This window comes from Xanthomonas sp. 1678 (assembly GCF_031455575.1).
Taxonomy (GTDB): Bacteria; Pseudomonadota; Gammaproteobacteria; order Xanthomonadales; family Xanthomonadaceae; genus Xanthomonas_A.
Genome location: NZ_JAVDSZ010000012.1, coordinates 135,889 through 149,927, shown reverse-complemented (window position 1 = coordinate 149,927; position 14,039 = coordinate 135,889). Strand labels below are relative to the sequence as shown.

The 14,039-nt window shown below is 70.1% G+C and carries 14 protein-coding genes and 1 pseudogene; 6 read left to right on the top strand and 9 right to left on the bottom strand.

The genetic code is table 11. The features are described from left to right. Positions 1–29: 29 nt before the first annotated feature. The 7 genes from tssG to tssB all read right to left on the bottom strand — a co-directional run bounded on the left by tssG (position 30) and on the right by tssB (position 6,916). Positions 30–1,073 carry a type VI secretion system baseplate subunit TssG gene (gene tssG / locus J2Y70_RS18910; protein WP_309921104.1) on the bottom strand — a complete coding sequence of 348 codons (1,044 nt, stop codon included), beginning with the start codon at positions 1,071–1,073 and terminating at the stop codon, positions 30–32. Beyond that, positions 1,037–2,932: a type VI secretion system baseplate subunit TssF gene (gene tssF / locus J2Y70_RS18905; RefSeq protein ID WP_309921038.1), complete on the bottom strand. Its 1,896-nt coding sequence runs from the start codon at positions 2,930–2,932 to the stop codon at positions 1,037–1,039. Before tssF ends, tssG begins: the two co-directional genes overlap by 37 nt. Further along, a complete protein-coding gene (gene tssE / locus J2Y70_RS18900; RefSeq protein ID WP_309921036.1) occupies positions 2,932–3,435 on the bottom strand; it encodes a type VI secretion system baseplate subunit TssE in 504 nt (167 codons plus the stop codon). The genes tssF and tssE overlap by 1 nt, the downstream gene beginning before the upstream one ends. Positions 3,436–3,449: 14 nt before the next feature. Then, complete coding sequence (locus J2Y70_RS18895; protein WP_309921033.1) at positions 3,450–4,241, bottom strand: type VI secretion system accessory protein TagJ; 792 nt, start codon at positions 4,239–4,241, stop codon at positions 3,450–3,452. 81 nt (positions 4,242–4,322) lie between these two features. Beyond that, the gene (locus J2Y70_RS18890; protein ID WP_263396648.1) at positions 4,323–4,826 is read right to left on the bottom strand and encodes a type VI secretion system tube protein Hcp; all 504 of its coding nucleotides are present in this window, start codon (positions 4,824–4,826) and stop codon (positions 4,323–4,325) included. Between the two features lie 86 nt (positions 4,827–4,912). After that, positions 4,913–6,406: a type VI secretion system contractile sheath large subunit gene (gene tssC / locus J2Y70_RS18885; protein WP_185821500.1), complete on the bottom strand. Its 1,494-nt coding sequence runs from the start codon at positions 6,404–6,406 to the stop codon at positions 4,913–4,915. Between the two features lie 3 nt (positions 6,407–6,409). Next, positions 6,410–6,916: a type VI secretion system contractile sheath small subunit gene (tssB, locus tag J2Y70_RS18880; protein ID WP_145704028.1), complete on the bottom strand. Its 507-nt coding sequence runs from the start codon at positions 6,914–6,916 to the stop codon at positions 6,410–6,412. A 457-nt stretch (positions 6,917–7,373) separates the two neighbouring features. Between tssB and J2Y70_RS18875 the strand changes: the two are divergent. After that, positions 7,374–7,799, top strand: a pseudogene (locus J2Y70_RS18875) (helix-turn-helix domain-containing protein); the annotation flags it as partial. 190 nt (positions 7,800–7,989) lie between these two features. On the opposite strand, the gene J2Y70_RS18870 reads toward J2Y70_RS18875, so the two are convergent. Both J2Y70_RS18870 and J2Y70_RS18865 read right to left on the bottom strand, forming a co-directional pair. Continuing rightward, positions 7,990–8,436, bottom strand: coding sequence for a universal stress protein (locus J2Y70_RS18870; protein ID WP_309921024.1), 447 nt, complete (start codon positions 8,434–8,436; stop codon positions 7,990–7,992). A 78-nt stretch (positions 8,437–8,514) separates the two neighbouring features. Continuing rightward, positions 8,515–9,081, bottom strand: coding sequence for a maltose acetyltransferase domain-containing protein (locus J2Y70_RS18865; protein ID WP_309921021.1), 567 nt, complete (start codon positions 9,079–9,081; stop codon positions 8,515–8,517). Positions 9,082–9,387: 306 nt separating this feature from the next. Here J2Y70_RS18865 and J2Y70_RS18860 point away from each other — a divergent pair, with 306 nt between their 5' ends. The 5 genes from J2Y70_RS18860 (at position 9,388) to J2Y70_RS18840 (ending at position 13,989) form a co-directional block, all read left to right on the top strand. Then, positions 9,388–10,260, top strand: coding sequence for an MBL fold metallo-hydrolase (locus J2Y70_RS18860; RefSeq protein ID WP_309921018.1), 873 nt, complete (start codon positions 9,388–9,390; stop codon positions 10,258–10,260). 174 nt (positions 10,261–10,434) lie between these two features. Continuing rightward, positions 10,435–10,704: a hypothetical protein gene (locus tag J2Y70_RS18855; protein ID WP_309921016.1), complete on the top strand. Its 270-nt coding sequence runs from the start codon at positions 10,435–10,437 to the stop codon at positions 10,702–10,704. Positions 10,705–11,072: 368 nt separating this feature from the next. Further along, complete coding sequence (locus tag J2Y70_RS18850) at positions 11,073–11,816, top strand: endonuclease/exonuclease/phosphatase family protein (protein ID WP_309921013.1); 744 nt, start codon at positions 11,073–11,075, stop codon at positions 11,814–11,816. Next, complete coding sequence (clsB, locus tag J2Y70_RS18845; protein ID WP_309921012.1) at positions 11,813–13,030, top strand: cardiolipin synthase ClsB; 1,218 nt, start codon at positions 11,813–11,815, stop codon at positions 13,028–13,030. Before J2Y70_RS18850 ends, clsB begins: the two co-directional genes overlap by 4 nt. Continuing rightward, a complete protein-coding gene (locus J2Y70_RS18840) occupies positions 13,027–13,989 on the top strand; it encodes a lysylphosphatidylglycerol synthase domain-containing protein (protein WP_309921009.1) in 963 nt (320 codons plus the stop codon). Before clsB ends, J2Y70_RS18840 begins: the two co-directional genes overlap by 4 nt. Positions 13,990–14,039 lie beyond the last annotated feature (50 nt).

Below are 14,039 nucleotides of genomic sequence, written 5' to 3'. Positions count from 1 at the left end.
ATGCGGAAGAGGAAAAGTGGAGGGCGCGGTCAGCCGGACGGCCGCAGCACCACGTCGTCGGCGTCGGCGATGTCCCAGCTGCGCTGGCCGAGCCAGGTGTCCAGGCCCAGGCGTCCGCCGCGCGCCAGCGTGGTCGCAGGCACCTGGTCGGACTGCAGCAGCAGTTGCAGATCCCAGCCTTTTTCGTCGCCGACGTAGCTGCGCACCGCCGCGGCCAGCTGGCGCAAGGCTTCTCCGCCCGGCAGGAAGCGCTGGAAGGCGCTGCGCGACAGCGGCCCGAGCCGCAAGCGGAAACGCTGTTGCGCGCCGCGCGCATGCGCGCCGAGCACGGTGCTGTGGCCGAGCGTGGCGACCTCGGGCGAGGCACCCAGGCGCAGGTGCGCATCGTCGGGCAGGCGCATCCATTCGGCGACGAATTCCAGCACCTGCACCGGCACCGCGAACAGCTGCTCGAGCAGGCCGCGCAGGCCTTCGGCATTGCGCGCCACCGGCAGCAGGCGCCCGGCGAAATGCCGGCGCGCGTCGTCGGGCAGCGCATCGCGGTCGCGCAGGTGCGGCGAGGCGATGCCGCTCAGCGCATCCAGGTAGCCGCGGAAACGGTCCTCGTGCGGGCGGTCGGCATGCACGGTCGGCTGCGCATCGGCCCAGGCGCGGTAGAACAGGCTCAGCATGCGGTGATGGAACAGGTCGGCGAACGCGGCCAAAGTCGGGTCCTTGGCCTGCGCCTGGCGCTCGATCGCGTACTCGGTCAGGTGCAGCGGCAGCGGCGCGTTCGGCCCGAACAGGCCCAGGAACAGCCCGTACAGCTTGCCCGGCTGCGTACCGGCGCCCGCCACGTAGCGGTCGATCGAGCGCGGCGCGAACGCCAGCGACGGCGTATGCCGCAGCCGCACCGGATCGTCGGACGGGCGCGTGGAACGGCCCAGCCGCGGCTGTTGCGGATGCGCGCGTTCCAGCGCGCGCAGCGCGGCGAAGAACTCGAAGTCCTGCGGCCGCTCGCGCAGCGCCCGCTCCAGTGCGGGAAGGTCGGCGGCGCTCACAGCAGCGCCCGCTTGCCGAGCTGCGCCGGCCAGCGCGCGATCTCGTTGCGCTCGCTGGTGCGCAGCACGGTCTCGGTGAAGGAATTGACCGAGACGTAGCGGGCGAAGAAGTGCTGCAGCACCGCGCCGAGCAGGAACGCGCCGCTGCCCTCGAAGGCGCTGTCCTCGCAGGTCAGGGTGATCTCCAGGCCGCGGCCGAAGGTGATCGGGCCCGGCGCCGGGATGCGGCGCACGATCGGCTGCGCGCGCACCTGCTTGATGCCCTCGATCTGGCGCAGCGCGGCGGCGTCGAACGGATCGCAGTACAGGGTCAGCATCTCGCGCAGCGCGGCGGCGCCGTCCTGGCCGTCCTCGAACAGCGACAGGTAGTTCAGTTGCAGATGGCTGAGCAGGCGCCACGCGGTCTCGCCATCGCTCAACGCCGGGCGCGGCTTGGTCGGTCCGGCCACGCAGCGCACGCTGTGCACCGGCGCGCCGGCATCCATCGTGAAATCGGTGGCGCCCTTGCCGACCGGCATGTGCAGCGGCAGGTCGCGGTTGCTGCACAGCAGCTGCAGGCCGAGCTGGCGCAACGAGGTGGCGTAGGCGCCGTCGTCGGCATCGACCAGGCTCACGTACACCTCGCTGCCGACATAGCTGGAGCGCGCGCCCTGGCGGCGCTGCCGTGCCGACAGCAGGCGCGGTTCGCGGCGCATGGTGTAGAACGCGCCATGGCGCGCGTGCCAGGTGTGCGCGTCGCCGCCGTAGAACGGCAGGAAGCGCTGCTCCGGTTCCTGGCGGTCGCCGAAGCCTTCGACCTCGCCCAGGCTGTGGATCTCGAAATCCATCGGCCGGGTCCGGTCGGCGAGCACGTGATATTCGGTCTTGCCCGGCGCCAGGTGCAGGCGGTCGGCGCGGCGCGGGAACAGGTTGATCGCCGGCGTGCAGAACAGGCGGAAGTTGTCCGCGCTCACCGCCTGCGCCAGGCTGGCCACGCTGCGCTCCAGCAGCACCACGATCTCGAACCCGGTGCCGTGGAGCTTGCGCAGCGCCGCGCGCAGCCCGCCCAGTTCGGCGAACAGGAAGCGCTGCGGGCAGGCGAAGTATTCCTGCAGCAGGCGATAGCCGCTGAAGGCACGGCCGTCGTACGGCACCAGTGCCTCGTCGTCGGCGAAACCGCGCGCGCGCAGCTCGCTGCGGCCGCGTTGCACCTCCAGCGCCGCGCCGGCCGCGTCCTGTCCGCGGATCACGAAGCCGGCGGCGTGGCCGAGCAGCTGTTCGTACAGGCGCGTGGGCAGGTCGTCGGCGCCGGCCAGGAACAGCGGCAGCGTGTCGAGTGCCAGCATGTTGGCCTGCACCCCGGCCAGCGTTTCGAAACGCAGGCGCAAGGCGGCACGTACCGGCCTGGCTGCGGCCTGCGCCGGCGGCAGGCCGATCCCGGCGGCGGCGATCGCCGCCGGCGTCTCCAGGTACTTGGCTTCGCGCAGCGCCAGCGGCCACAGCGTGAGCGCATGCGCGGTGCGGTATTCGCAGGCGGTGCGCTCGCCGCCGGCGACCAGGCTGCGCAGCGTGGTGTGGCGCGGCACGGTGTGGCCCGCGGCCAGCGCGCTTTCCTTCAGTTCCGGCTGCAGCTGCACCACCGCCATCGACGGCATCGGTGTCAGGTAGTGCGGGTACACCATCTGCAACAGGTGCTGGGTGAACACCGGATACTGCGCGTCGAGCTTGAGCTGCACGCGCGCGGCCATGAACGCGAAGCCTTCCAGCAAGCGCTCCACGTACGGGTCGGCGCATTCGAAGCCTTCCAGGCCCAGGCGTCCGGCGATCTTGGGGAACTCGCGCGCGAACTCGCCGCCCATCTCGCGCACGTGCTGCAGTTCGCGGTTGTAGTAGCCGAGCAGGCGCGGATCCATCAGGCGTAGCCCTCGCTGAGGTCCAGCCGCCCGGTCTCCAGGTCCAGTTCGGTCTTCAGGTACAGGTTCAGCGGCAGCGGCTGCGCCCACATCTCCGATTCGATGAAGAACACCAGCGAGCGCCGGTCCATGCGCCGCGCGTCGGCCTGCACGGTGACGCGCAGGGTGTCGGCGATCAGCCGCGGCTCGAACGCCAGGATCGCCTCGCGCAGGCGCAGCTGCAGCGCCGCCGCGTCGATGCCGGACATGGCCACGCCGGCCAGGTCGGGGATGCCGAAGTTCAGTACCGAGCGGCGCACGTCCGGATACGCGTCCAGCGGCTGGTCGGTGGCCAGGTTGACGCAGTTCAGCAGCCACGACAGGTCGCGCATCACGCACTCGCGCAGGCGCGCGGCGGAGATCACGCGCTTGTCGCGGCTCTCCTCCTGGCGCAGCGGCTCGTCGTCGCTGAGCCGGTCCAGCAGCGAGGGCTGCAGGCGTTCCTGGGTGGTGAGTTCGGCCATCGCAGCGGCTCGGCTCAGGCCGGATCGAACAGGATCTGGCGCACGTCCAGCAGCGCGTGCTCGCCGGCGTCGGTGGCCCACAGGCGCTGGCCCAGGCCGACGTCGCCGTCGCTGCCGCTCCAGTCGGTGCGCCGCGCCAGCAGCAGCTGGCCGTCGTCGCTGCGCTCGGTGCCGGGGTAGCGCACCGGCACGAAGCCGAAGGCCTCGCCGCCGTTGCGCCAGGTCACCGCCACCGGCGCCCACAGCATGTCGCGCAGGTCGGCCGGGGCCTCGAAACGCAAGGCCTGTATCTGCGCGAACGGCACCCAGGCGTAGCCGCCGTTGACCACCAGCTCCAGGCACGGGCCGAAGCGCGGATCGGCATCGGCGATCCAGGAAAAACGCGCGTCGTCGAGTTCGCCGGCGCTGGCCGGGGCCTGTTCGAACGCCTGCGTGCGCAGCTCGGCGGCCTGCGCGGTGGCGCCCTCGGCCGACAGCCGCAGCGCTTGCAACAGCAGCGCCAGCCATGGCTCGGGCGTGCCCAGCACGGTCGGCAACGCCTGCCCGGCGAACACCGCGGCGCGCTGGCGCTCGGCCTGCACGGTGATCGCGTAGGTCGCGGCGAGCGCGGCGTTGTCGGCATCGAGTTCGCGGCAGGCGTCGAGCTGGGCGCGGGCGCGGTCCCATTGGCCGAGCACCGCCAGCAGCTGGAACAGGAATACGCGTTGGCGCGCGTCGGCCGGATGCTGGCGCACGCGCTGGGTCAGCAGTTTCAGCGCTTCGTCCGGACGCCCGTGACGCAGCAGCAGTTCGGGAGTGGTGTCCATGGCCTGTCCGCACGAAGGGAATGGTGCGGCGCCGTCGCAACGACGGCGCCGGGTGGGCGGCGGCCGTAGCCGCCGCCGCGGTCAGGCCTTGGCCACGCCCTGGATGTCGTAGGTGAATTCCTTCGCCCCGCCCTGCGCGATGCCCTTGTCGTCCTGCGGCTGGAAGCTGTACTTGAACTTGCCGAAGTGCAGGGTCACGTTCTCGGTCAGGCGATCCTCGCCGCCCGAGCCGCCGGTGGACAGCGAGGTGATCAGCACGCCTTCGCTCAGTTCCAGGGTCAGGAAGTCGGTCTGTTCGCCGGTGGCGTTGGTCACGTACAGCCACGCCGTGTCCACGCGCGCGCCGGTGCACACGGCATCCAGCAGTGCGTTGGAGCAGCCGTCGACGTACTTGGTGATGGAGATGTCCTGGATGTGCGCCTTGCCGCCGCTGGCCGAACCGCCACCGGTATGCAGGTCGCCGGAATTGCTCGCGCCCCACGACCACGCCAGGATCGGCACCTCGCCCTTGTGCTTCTTGTGGTTGGACGCGCCTTCGATCTTGACCTTGCCGCTGCCGAACTTGATATGCATGTCGAACGCCATGGAACTGCTCCTCTAGTGAAAAACGGACAACGATGGTCGGCGTACGGCGCGCATCGCGCGCCGACGCCGTGGCACGGTGGCGCCGGTCAGGCCTTGGCGGCCGACGGCAGCCGCGACACCAGTCGCAGCGACACGGTCAGCCCTTCCAGCTGGTAATGCGGCTTCAGGAAGAACTTGGAGGTGTAGTAGCCGGGCGCGCCCTCCACTTCCTCCACCACCACCTCGGCCGCGGCCAGCGGCTTGCGCGCCTTGGTGTCTTCGCTGGAGTTGGACGGATCCCCATCGATGTACTGGGTGATCCAGCGGGTCAGCCACGCCTGCATCTGCTCGCGATCGCTGAACGAGCCGATCTTGTCGCGCACGATGCACTTCAGGTAATGCGCGAAGCGGCAGCAGGCGAACATGTACGGCAGGCGCGCGCCGAGTGCGGCGTTGGCGGTGGCGTCCGGGTCGTCGTACTCGTCGGGCTTGTTCAGCGACTGCGCGCTGATGAAGGCGGCCATGTCCGAGTTCTTGCGATGCACCAGCGGCATCAGCCCCATCTTGTCCAGTTCGGCCGAGCGGCGGTCGGTGATCGCCACCTCGGTCGGGCACTTCATGTCCACGCCGCCGTCGTCGGTGGGGAAGGTGTGCGTGGGCAGACCTTCGACCGCGCCGCCGGATTCGATGCCGCGGATCCGCGAACACCAGCCGTACTGCTTGAACGAACGGTTGATGTTCACCGCCATCGCATAGGCCGCGTTCTGCCAGGTGTACTTGGCCGAATCGGCGCCGGTGGTCTCTTCCTCGAAATCGAACTCCTCCACCGGATTGGTGGTGGCCCCGTACGGCAGCCGCGACAGCGTGCGCGGCATCGCCAGGCCGATGTACTTGGAATCCTCCGACTCGCGCAGCGAACGCCATGCGGCGTAGTCGGGCGTGGAGAAGATCTTGGCCAGGTCGCGCGGGTTGGACAGCTCGTTCCAGTTGTCCATGCCCATCAGCTTGGGCGCGGCCGCGGAAATGAACGGCGCGTGCGCGGCGGCGGCGACCTGGGCGATGCCGTTGAGCAGCTCCACGTCCGGCGGGCTGTTGTCGAAGTAGTAGTCGCCGACCAGGCAGCCATACGGCTCGCCGCCGAGCTGGCCGTATTCCTGCTCATAGACCTTCTTGAAGATCGGGCTCTGGTCCCAGGCGGTGCCCTTGTAGCGCTTGAGCACCTTGCCCAACTCCTTCTTGGAGATGTTGAGCACGCGGATCTTCAGCTGCTGGTCGCTCTCGGTGTTGCTGACCAGGTAGTGCAGGCCGCGCCAGGCGCCTTCCAGCTGCTGCATGTCGGCGTGGTGCAGGATGTGGTTGAGCTGCTCGCTGAGCTTGCGGTCGATCTCGGCGATGTAGGCCTTGATCGTCTGCGACACGTCCTCGCTGACCACGTCGCTGCGGCTGAGCACCTGCTCGGCCAGCGTGCGCACCGCGGACTCCACTTCTTCCTTGGCGCGTTCGCTCTTGGGCTTGAATTCGCGGTTCAGCAGCGCGGCGAAATCGCCGGCTTCCAGGACCTGGGTGCCGCTGCCGGCTTCGGCCAGTTGTTCGCTCGCCATGGCTCAGCCCTCCTTCGGGTCGGCAGGCTTGGCCGCCGAGACCAGCGACTGCAGCAGGGCCGGGTCGCGCAGCGCCTGCGCGATCAGGTTCTCGGCGCCGGCCTTGCCGTCCATGTAGGTGTCCAGGTTGGCGAGCTGGGTGCGCGCCTCCAGCAACTTGGCCAGCGGCTCGACCTTGCGCGCCACCGCCGCCGGCGAGAAGTCGTCCATGCTCTCGAAGGTGATGTCCACCGCCAGCTCGCCTTCGCCGGTGAGCGTGTTGGGCACCTTGAAGGTGGCGCGCGGGCGCATCGACTGCAGGCGGCTGTCGAAGTTGTCCACGTCGATTTCCAGCGCCTTGCGTTCCTCCAGCGACGGCAGCTCGCCGGCATTGGCGCCGGACAGGTCCGACATCACTCCCATCACGAACGGGATCTGCACTTTCTTCTGCGCGCCGTAGACCTCCACGTCGTACTCGATCTGTACCCGTGGCGCCCGATTGCGCGCGATGAACTTCTGACTGTTTGCCATTGCCTCGTCTCCGATTGAGCTTTTCGATCCGGCCTGCCCGCAATGCCGTGCAGACCGGCCGCGCACCTGCCGCCGGTTGATCCCCGGGACGCCGACGCGAAACGCCGGCGGCGCTCCCCCATCGCGCGCTCGCCGCCGTTCCGCCTCCACGTTCCCCTTGCGCCGTCGGCGCGCGGGCAGATCGCCGCACACCGGGCATCGCATGCCGTGCGTGGCGCCGATTCCCCGGCGCATCCCCTGCACGACGCTTTTCAGCGATGCGGCGAGTCTAGGAATGGCGCCGAACGGCCACCCGACATTTCGTCTCAGCCACGGCCGCGTCTACGCCTGTGCACAAAACGTGAAAAGGGTGATGGGTTCGCCCCGCTTCTTCCGGTTGTATCGGAGACAGGCCCCGTGGGGTGGGCCGCGACCGCCGCCGATGACCACGTCCCGCAGCATCACCGTACCGGCGCGCATGCAGACGCGCGCGCTCCTGGCCGACGCCGGCGAACCGCTGCTGATCGACCTGCTGGCCTATATCGAAGAGAACATCGGCGAACCGGAGTTGGGCAGCGACATGCTGCTGGCCGCGTTCCCGTTATCGCGCGCCACCTTGTACCGGCTGTTCCAGGCACGCGGCGGCGTGGCCAGCTACATTCGCGAGCAGCGCCTGCGCACCGCGCACCGCTACCTGCAGCTGCACCCGCAGTGCAGCCTGACCTGGTTGTTGTACGAAATGGGCTTCGCCTCGGAACGGCAGTTCCAGCGCGCGTTCCAGGCGCGCTTCGGCATGTCGCCGGCGCAGTGGCGCAAGGCGTGCCGGGCGGCGCCATGCCAGCCCAAGGAAGAGCGTCGCGGACCCTATATCCCGATGTGGCGGATCATCCGCGAGCTGTGCCGCACCTCGATGGTCGACGACGCGCCGGTGTACGCACCGACCGAATCGGCGACGGCGCAATAGCCGCCGCCGCTCCCTGTAGGAGCGGCTTCAGCCGCGACCGAAATCTTCCCCGCGCGACCGTTCCCGGCAAGATCCTGTCGTGGCTGAAGCCGCTCCTGCAGGCGCCGCCGCCGCCGGCACGCGTCCAATCTCAGCGGATCACCAGCACCGGCACCTGGCTGCGCGCCAGCACCTCGGCGGTCTGGCTGCCGAGCAGTACCCGGCTCATGCCGCGGCGACCGTGCGAGGTCATCACGATCAGGTCGCTGCGGTGCGAGGTGGCGATGTCGATGATGCCTTCGGCCGGGTAGCGATCGAGCACATGGCAGCCATGCGCGGTCACGCCGGTGGCCGCGGCGGCGGCGAGCGCCGGCGCCAGGATCTTCTGCGCGCCTTCTTCCCGGTCCTGGCGGTATTCGGGTGTGGCCTCGTAGCCCACACTCCAGCCCATCGCGTCGTACATGCCCATCGCCCAGGGCTCGGACACGGTGACGATATCCACTTCCGCGCCGAGCCTGGCGGCCAGCGCCAGGCCCTGCTGCAAGCCCTTGGCGGACAATTCGGAACCATCGATTGCGATCAGGATGCGCTGGTACATGTGCGTGCTCCGGTAACGCCGCCCGCGGCGGCACCGGCACATTGCACACCCGGCGCGAATCCCGCGCCTTGACCCGGATCAATCTCCCGGCGGTTGCGGCGCCAACGGCCGCGCCGGATTGCCGGCCACGCGCGCGCCGGCGGGCACGTCGCGGGTGACCACGCTGCCGGCGCCGATCACCGCGTCGTCGCCGATCGTGACCCCGGGCAGCACGATCGCGCCGCCGCCGATCCAGACGTTGCGGCCGATCGTCAGCGGCCGCCCGAGTTCGAGTCCTGCCGCGCGCTGCGCCGCATCGCGCGGATGATCGGCGGCATACAGCTGCACCGCCGGCCCGATCTGCGTGCCGTCGCCGATCCGCACCGGCGCCACGTCCAGGATCACGCAGTTGAAATTGAGGAACACGTCCTCGCCCAAGTGGATGTTGTAGCCGTAGTCGCAATGGAACGGCGGCCGCACCACCGCGCCGCGCCCGACCGCACCCAACTGCTCGCCCAGCAACGCGCGCCGCTGCGCCGGCGATTCGGCCAGCGCCGCGTTGTAGCGCACCATCCATGCCTTGGCCGCGGCCTGGTCGGCCTGCAGCTGCGCATCGCCGGGGCGATACGGCTCGCCGGCCAGCATCTTGTCTTTTTCGCTGCGCATCGTGCGCTCCCGCTTGGTCTGGAAGAGACGGATCATCGCATTGGCGGCGATGGCGAGCCATCCGCCGATGGCGACGCGCCAGCGCCGCGGCACGAAACCGCACTGGCGCACCGCGCTGCCCGGCCGCGCCGCACGTGTGCCGCGGCGACCGCTGCACGTCGCCGCCACGGCCAGCGAATGCCGTCGGCCGGCCTGGCGTGGCGGATGTCCAGTTGCACTGCCGGGCGACAACGTGCCGTTGACGCCCGGGTCACCCGGCCACCACCGCCCCCCTGCAACGCTGGACCGCCGTGGCGAGGATCAGCGATGCGCCTGCATCATCTGAATTGCATCTCCACCTGCCCACTCGGCGGCCGCTTGATGGATGGACGCAGCGCGAGCATCCTGCAGCGCGGCCACCTGGCCTGCCATTGCCTGCTGATCGAAACCGGCGACAGCCTGGTGCTGGTCGACACCGGGTTCGGCCTGCGCGACGTGGCCGACCCGCGCAGCCGCCTCAGCGCGTTCTTCCTGGGCCTGGTGCGACCCGAGTTCCGCGAGGAGATGACCGCGATCCGGCAGATCCAGCGGCTCGGCTTCGATCCGCGCGACGTGCGCCACATCGTGCTGACCCACCTGGATTTCGATCACGCCGGCGGCCTGGACGATTTTCCGCACGCGCAGGTGCATCTGCTCACCAGCGAGCGCGACCACGCCCTGCGCCAGGCCACGTGGCTGGACCGCCAGCGTTTCCGTCCCCAGCAATGGAACGATCGTTCGCGTTGGCGCACCTATCCCGCCGCGGAAGGCGACCCATGGATGGGTTTCGACTGCATCCGCGTCCTGCACGGGTTGCCGCCGGAGATCCTGCTGGTGCCGCTGCCCGGGCACACCTTCGGCCATGCCGGCGTGGCCGTGCGCAGCGACGGACGCTGGCACCTGCTGGCCGGCGACGCCTACTTCCACCCGGGAGAGATGGACTCGCTGCGGCCGCACTGCACGCCCGGCCTGCGCTTCTACCAATGGATGATGGAGAAGGACCGCAGGTCGCGCCTGCACAACCAGCGCCGCCTGCGCGAACTGAACCGGCAGCACGCCGGCGCGGTCACGATGTTCTGCTCGCACGACGTCGGCGAGTTCGAACGCCTGAGCGGCCGTTCCGCCGCGCTGCCGGCCGAAGCGCTGGTCGCTGCGCGCTGAGCGGCGGTGCGGCGTGGCGATGGCAAGACGTGGTAACGCACATTCACCCCTCCTCGACGACGCCGCGCCGCATCATGCGCCGTGTCCGCTGGCGTGAGCCCAGCAGCCAGCCCATGCGGACGTTTTCTCCCAACAAGGCGGTGCGCGATGTCAGAGCGAGTGGAAGTGGGGCAGATGGTGTTCGTCGTCGACGGCGAACTCGGCGTCGGCGCCGTGCGCGAAGTGCGCACCGAGTCAGGGGAATTCGTCGTCAACATCCAGAACGGCGGCGACTTCGTGCTGCCGCTGGACGCGGTGAAGGACATTCACTCCGGCAAGGTGCTCCTCGCCGTGGAGCGGCTGCCCGAACAGGTCCGCGAAGCGCTGCGCCACCCGCACGACGCCGAACTGCACTCCTCCATGTATGCCGCCACGGATCCGAGCGACGGCACGCTGAAGGAGTGAGGCAGATTCCGGGCGGCATGTTCTGGCCGGCGGCTCCAGCCGCCGCCCAGTTCCCGCCTGATGGGTCGCCGGACAGTGCGAACCGCACCGCCTAGGCACAGCGAGTCCTTCGACGCGCGACCGGCATTGGCCGCGTCGATGCGGCGAACATTCGGCGCCGGCGCACGACCCGGCAGGAGTCGCGCAGCGCTCACCCAAGCGCGGCATCGGGCGGAACCGGAGGTGGCCCCACCGGCGGCCTTGATCGGCGAAGCCGACACCAACCCGTTCATCGGCCCGTCGCGACGCACCATCGTTCCCCGCACCCTCACGCGCCGCACGCACGGCGTGGGCAGAATGGAGGACGGTTTTCTCCGTCCGCATCGCGCATGCCCTCGATCAACGTGCTGACCGTCAACGTGCACATGGGCTTTAACCTGCTCAATCGCCGTTTCGTGCTGCCCGAATTGCGCGAGGCGATCCGCTCCGTGTCCGCCGAGATGGTGTTCCTGCAGGAGGTGCTGGGCGAACACGTACTGCATGCGGGACGGCACGCCGACTGGCCGGCGCAGACCCAGTACGAGTTCCTCGCCGATACGCTGTGGCCGCAGTTCGCCTACGGGCGCAACGCGGTCTATCCGCACGGCCACCACGGCAACGCGATGCTGTCGCGGTTCCCGATCGCCTCGTCGGTCAACCGCGACGTGTCGGTACAGGGCCACGAACAGCGCGGGCTGCTGCATGCGGTGGTGCGCGTGCCCGGTTTCGATGCCGACGTGCACACGGTCTGCGTGCACCTGGGCCTGCGCGAGGCGCACCGGCGCAAGCAGATCGGGCTGCTGTGCGGCATCGTGTCCGACGAGATCCCGCCGGAGGCGCCGCTGATCGTGGCCGGCGACTTCAACGACTGGCGCGTGCGCGGCCATCGGCTGTTGCGCCGCTGCGGGCTGGTGGAAGCCTTCGATCACCTGCATGGGCGGGTGGCGCGGACCTTCCCCTCGCGCTGGCCGCTGCTGCCGGTCGACCGCATCTACCTGCGCAACGCGCGCATCGACGCCGCACGCGTACTGACCGGGCGGCCGTGGTCGCACCTGTCCGACCACGCGCCGCTGCTGGCGAGGATCGCGTTGTGAAGCGGTCGCAGGCGATCGATTCGCGTTGGCGCCAGGGCCACCGCCTGCGCCTGCTGGAGAATGGCGACGTCTACTTCGCGCGCGTCTACGCGGCCATCGACGCCGCGCAGCACGAAGTGCTGCTGGAGACCTTCATCTGGTTCGAGGACAAGGTGGGCATTCCGCTCAAGGAGCGCCTGGTCGCGGCGGCGCGGCGCGGCGTGCGCGTGCACCTACTGGTGGACGCGTTCGGCTCGCCGGACCTGTCGCCGGAATTCGTGCGCGAGCTGATCGAGGCCGGCGTCGAACTGCGCATGTTCGACCGCCAGCCGACCCTGCTCGGCGTCCGCCTCAATGTGTTCCGGCGCATGCACCGCAAGCTGCTGGTCGTCGACGGCACGATCGGCATGGTCGGCGGCATCAACTATTCGGCCGATCACCTGACCGATTTCGGCCCGGAGGCCAAGCAGGACTACGCCGTCGAAGTCGAAGGCCCGGTAGTGGCGGACATGGTCTCGTTCATGCGCCGCGCGATGCAGACCCACGGCACCGGCGAGGGCTGGGAGCCGCAGGAACTGCCTGAGCCGCACCGCGCCGCCGGCCCTGCCGAGGTGTGCTTCCTGCCGCGCGACAACGGGCGCCGCTCGCGCAGCATCGAACGCGCCTACCGGCAGGCCTTCCGCGAGGCGCAGCGTGAGATCGTCATCGCCAACGCGTACTTCTTCCCCGGCTACGGCTTCCTGCGTGACCTGTGCGCCGCCGCCCGGCGCGGGGTCACCGTGTGCATGCTGTTCCAGGGCCAGCCGGATACGCCGCTGGCGCTGATCGCCGCGCGCGCCCTGTACCGCCACCTGGTGGACGCGGGCGTGCACATCTTCGAATACTGCGAACGCCCGTTCCACGGCAAGGTGGCGGTGATCGACGGCGAATGGAGCACGGTGGGCTCCAGCAACCTGGATCCGCTGAGCCTGTCGCTCAACCTGGAAGCCAACCTGCTGATCCGCGACGCGGCGTTCGCGCGCGAACTGCACGGCTGCCTGCACCGCCTGATGGAGACGCACTGCCGCCGGGTCGAGCCGGCGAGCGTGCCGCGGGGGCGCTTCTGGCAACCGTTGCTGCGCCCGGTGCTGTTCCATGTGCTGCGCAATTTCCCGCAATGGGCCAGCCGCCTGCCCGCACGCACGCCGCGCACGGCGCTGCTGCGTCCACCGCATCACCGCGGGCCGTCGCCGTGACGGCCGCGCCCGCCCGCAGCCGGCGCTGGCGCCGCGTGCGCCGCATCGCGTACCTGGCATTCCTGGCGCTGGTGGCGTTCCTGCTGGTGCGCTATGGACGCTCGGTGGACTGGGCGCAGGTCGGCGCGACGCTGGCCGGCTACGGCGGCGGCACCCTGGCGCTGGCGGCCGGCCTGACCCTGGCCAGCTACGCGCTGTACGCCTGCTACGACCTGGGCGCACGCCGCTACACCCGGCACCCGCTGGCGACGCCGCGGGTGATGGCGATCGCGGTCATCGCCTACGCCTTCAGCCTCAATGTCGGCGCGCTGGTCGGCGGCGCGGGCTTCCGCTATCGGTTGTACGCACGCGAGGGGCTGCGGCTGGGGACCATCGGCCGCATCGTCGCCTTCACCATCGGCACCAACTGGATGGGCTACCTGCTGCTGGCCGGCGCGCTGTTCGCTTCCGGCCGCTTGCGCACGCCGCCGCACTGGCCGGTGAGCGGCGCGAGCCTGCCGTGGCTGGGCGCGGCGATGCTGCTGGCCGTGGCCGGGTATCTGCTGGCGTGCCACCTGGCGCACGGACGCGCGCTCGAGGTCCGCGGTCACGCCCTGCATCTGCCGCCGCTGCCGCTGGCGGTGTTGCAGCTGGCGCTGGGCGCCGCCAACTGGACGCTGATGGGCACGTTGCTGTTCGTGCTGATGCCCCCCGGCGTGGACTACGTCTCCGTGCTCGGCACGCTGCTAGTGGCGGCGGTCGCCTCGGCCATCGCCCACATCCCCGCCGGCATCGGCGTGATGGAGGCGGTGTTCCTGCCCATGCTCGGCCACCAGGCGCCGCAGTCGCAACTGCTCGCCGCCCTGCTCGCCTATCGCGCGTTCTACTACCTGGGGCCGCTGCTGCTGGCGACTGCCGGCTACGCCGCACTGGAAGTGCGCCGGCGGCGCGCGGCACCGGCCGCACCGCCCCAGGCGTAGCGCTTGTTGGCGGTGGGCGCCGGGTGATAGCGTCGCGCGCATGCATCGGC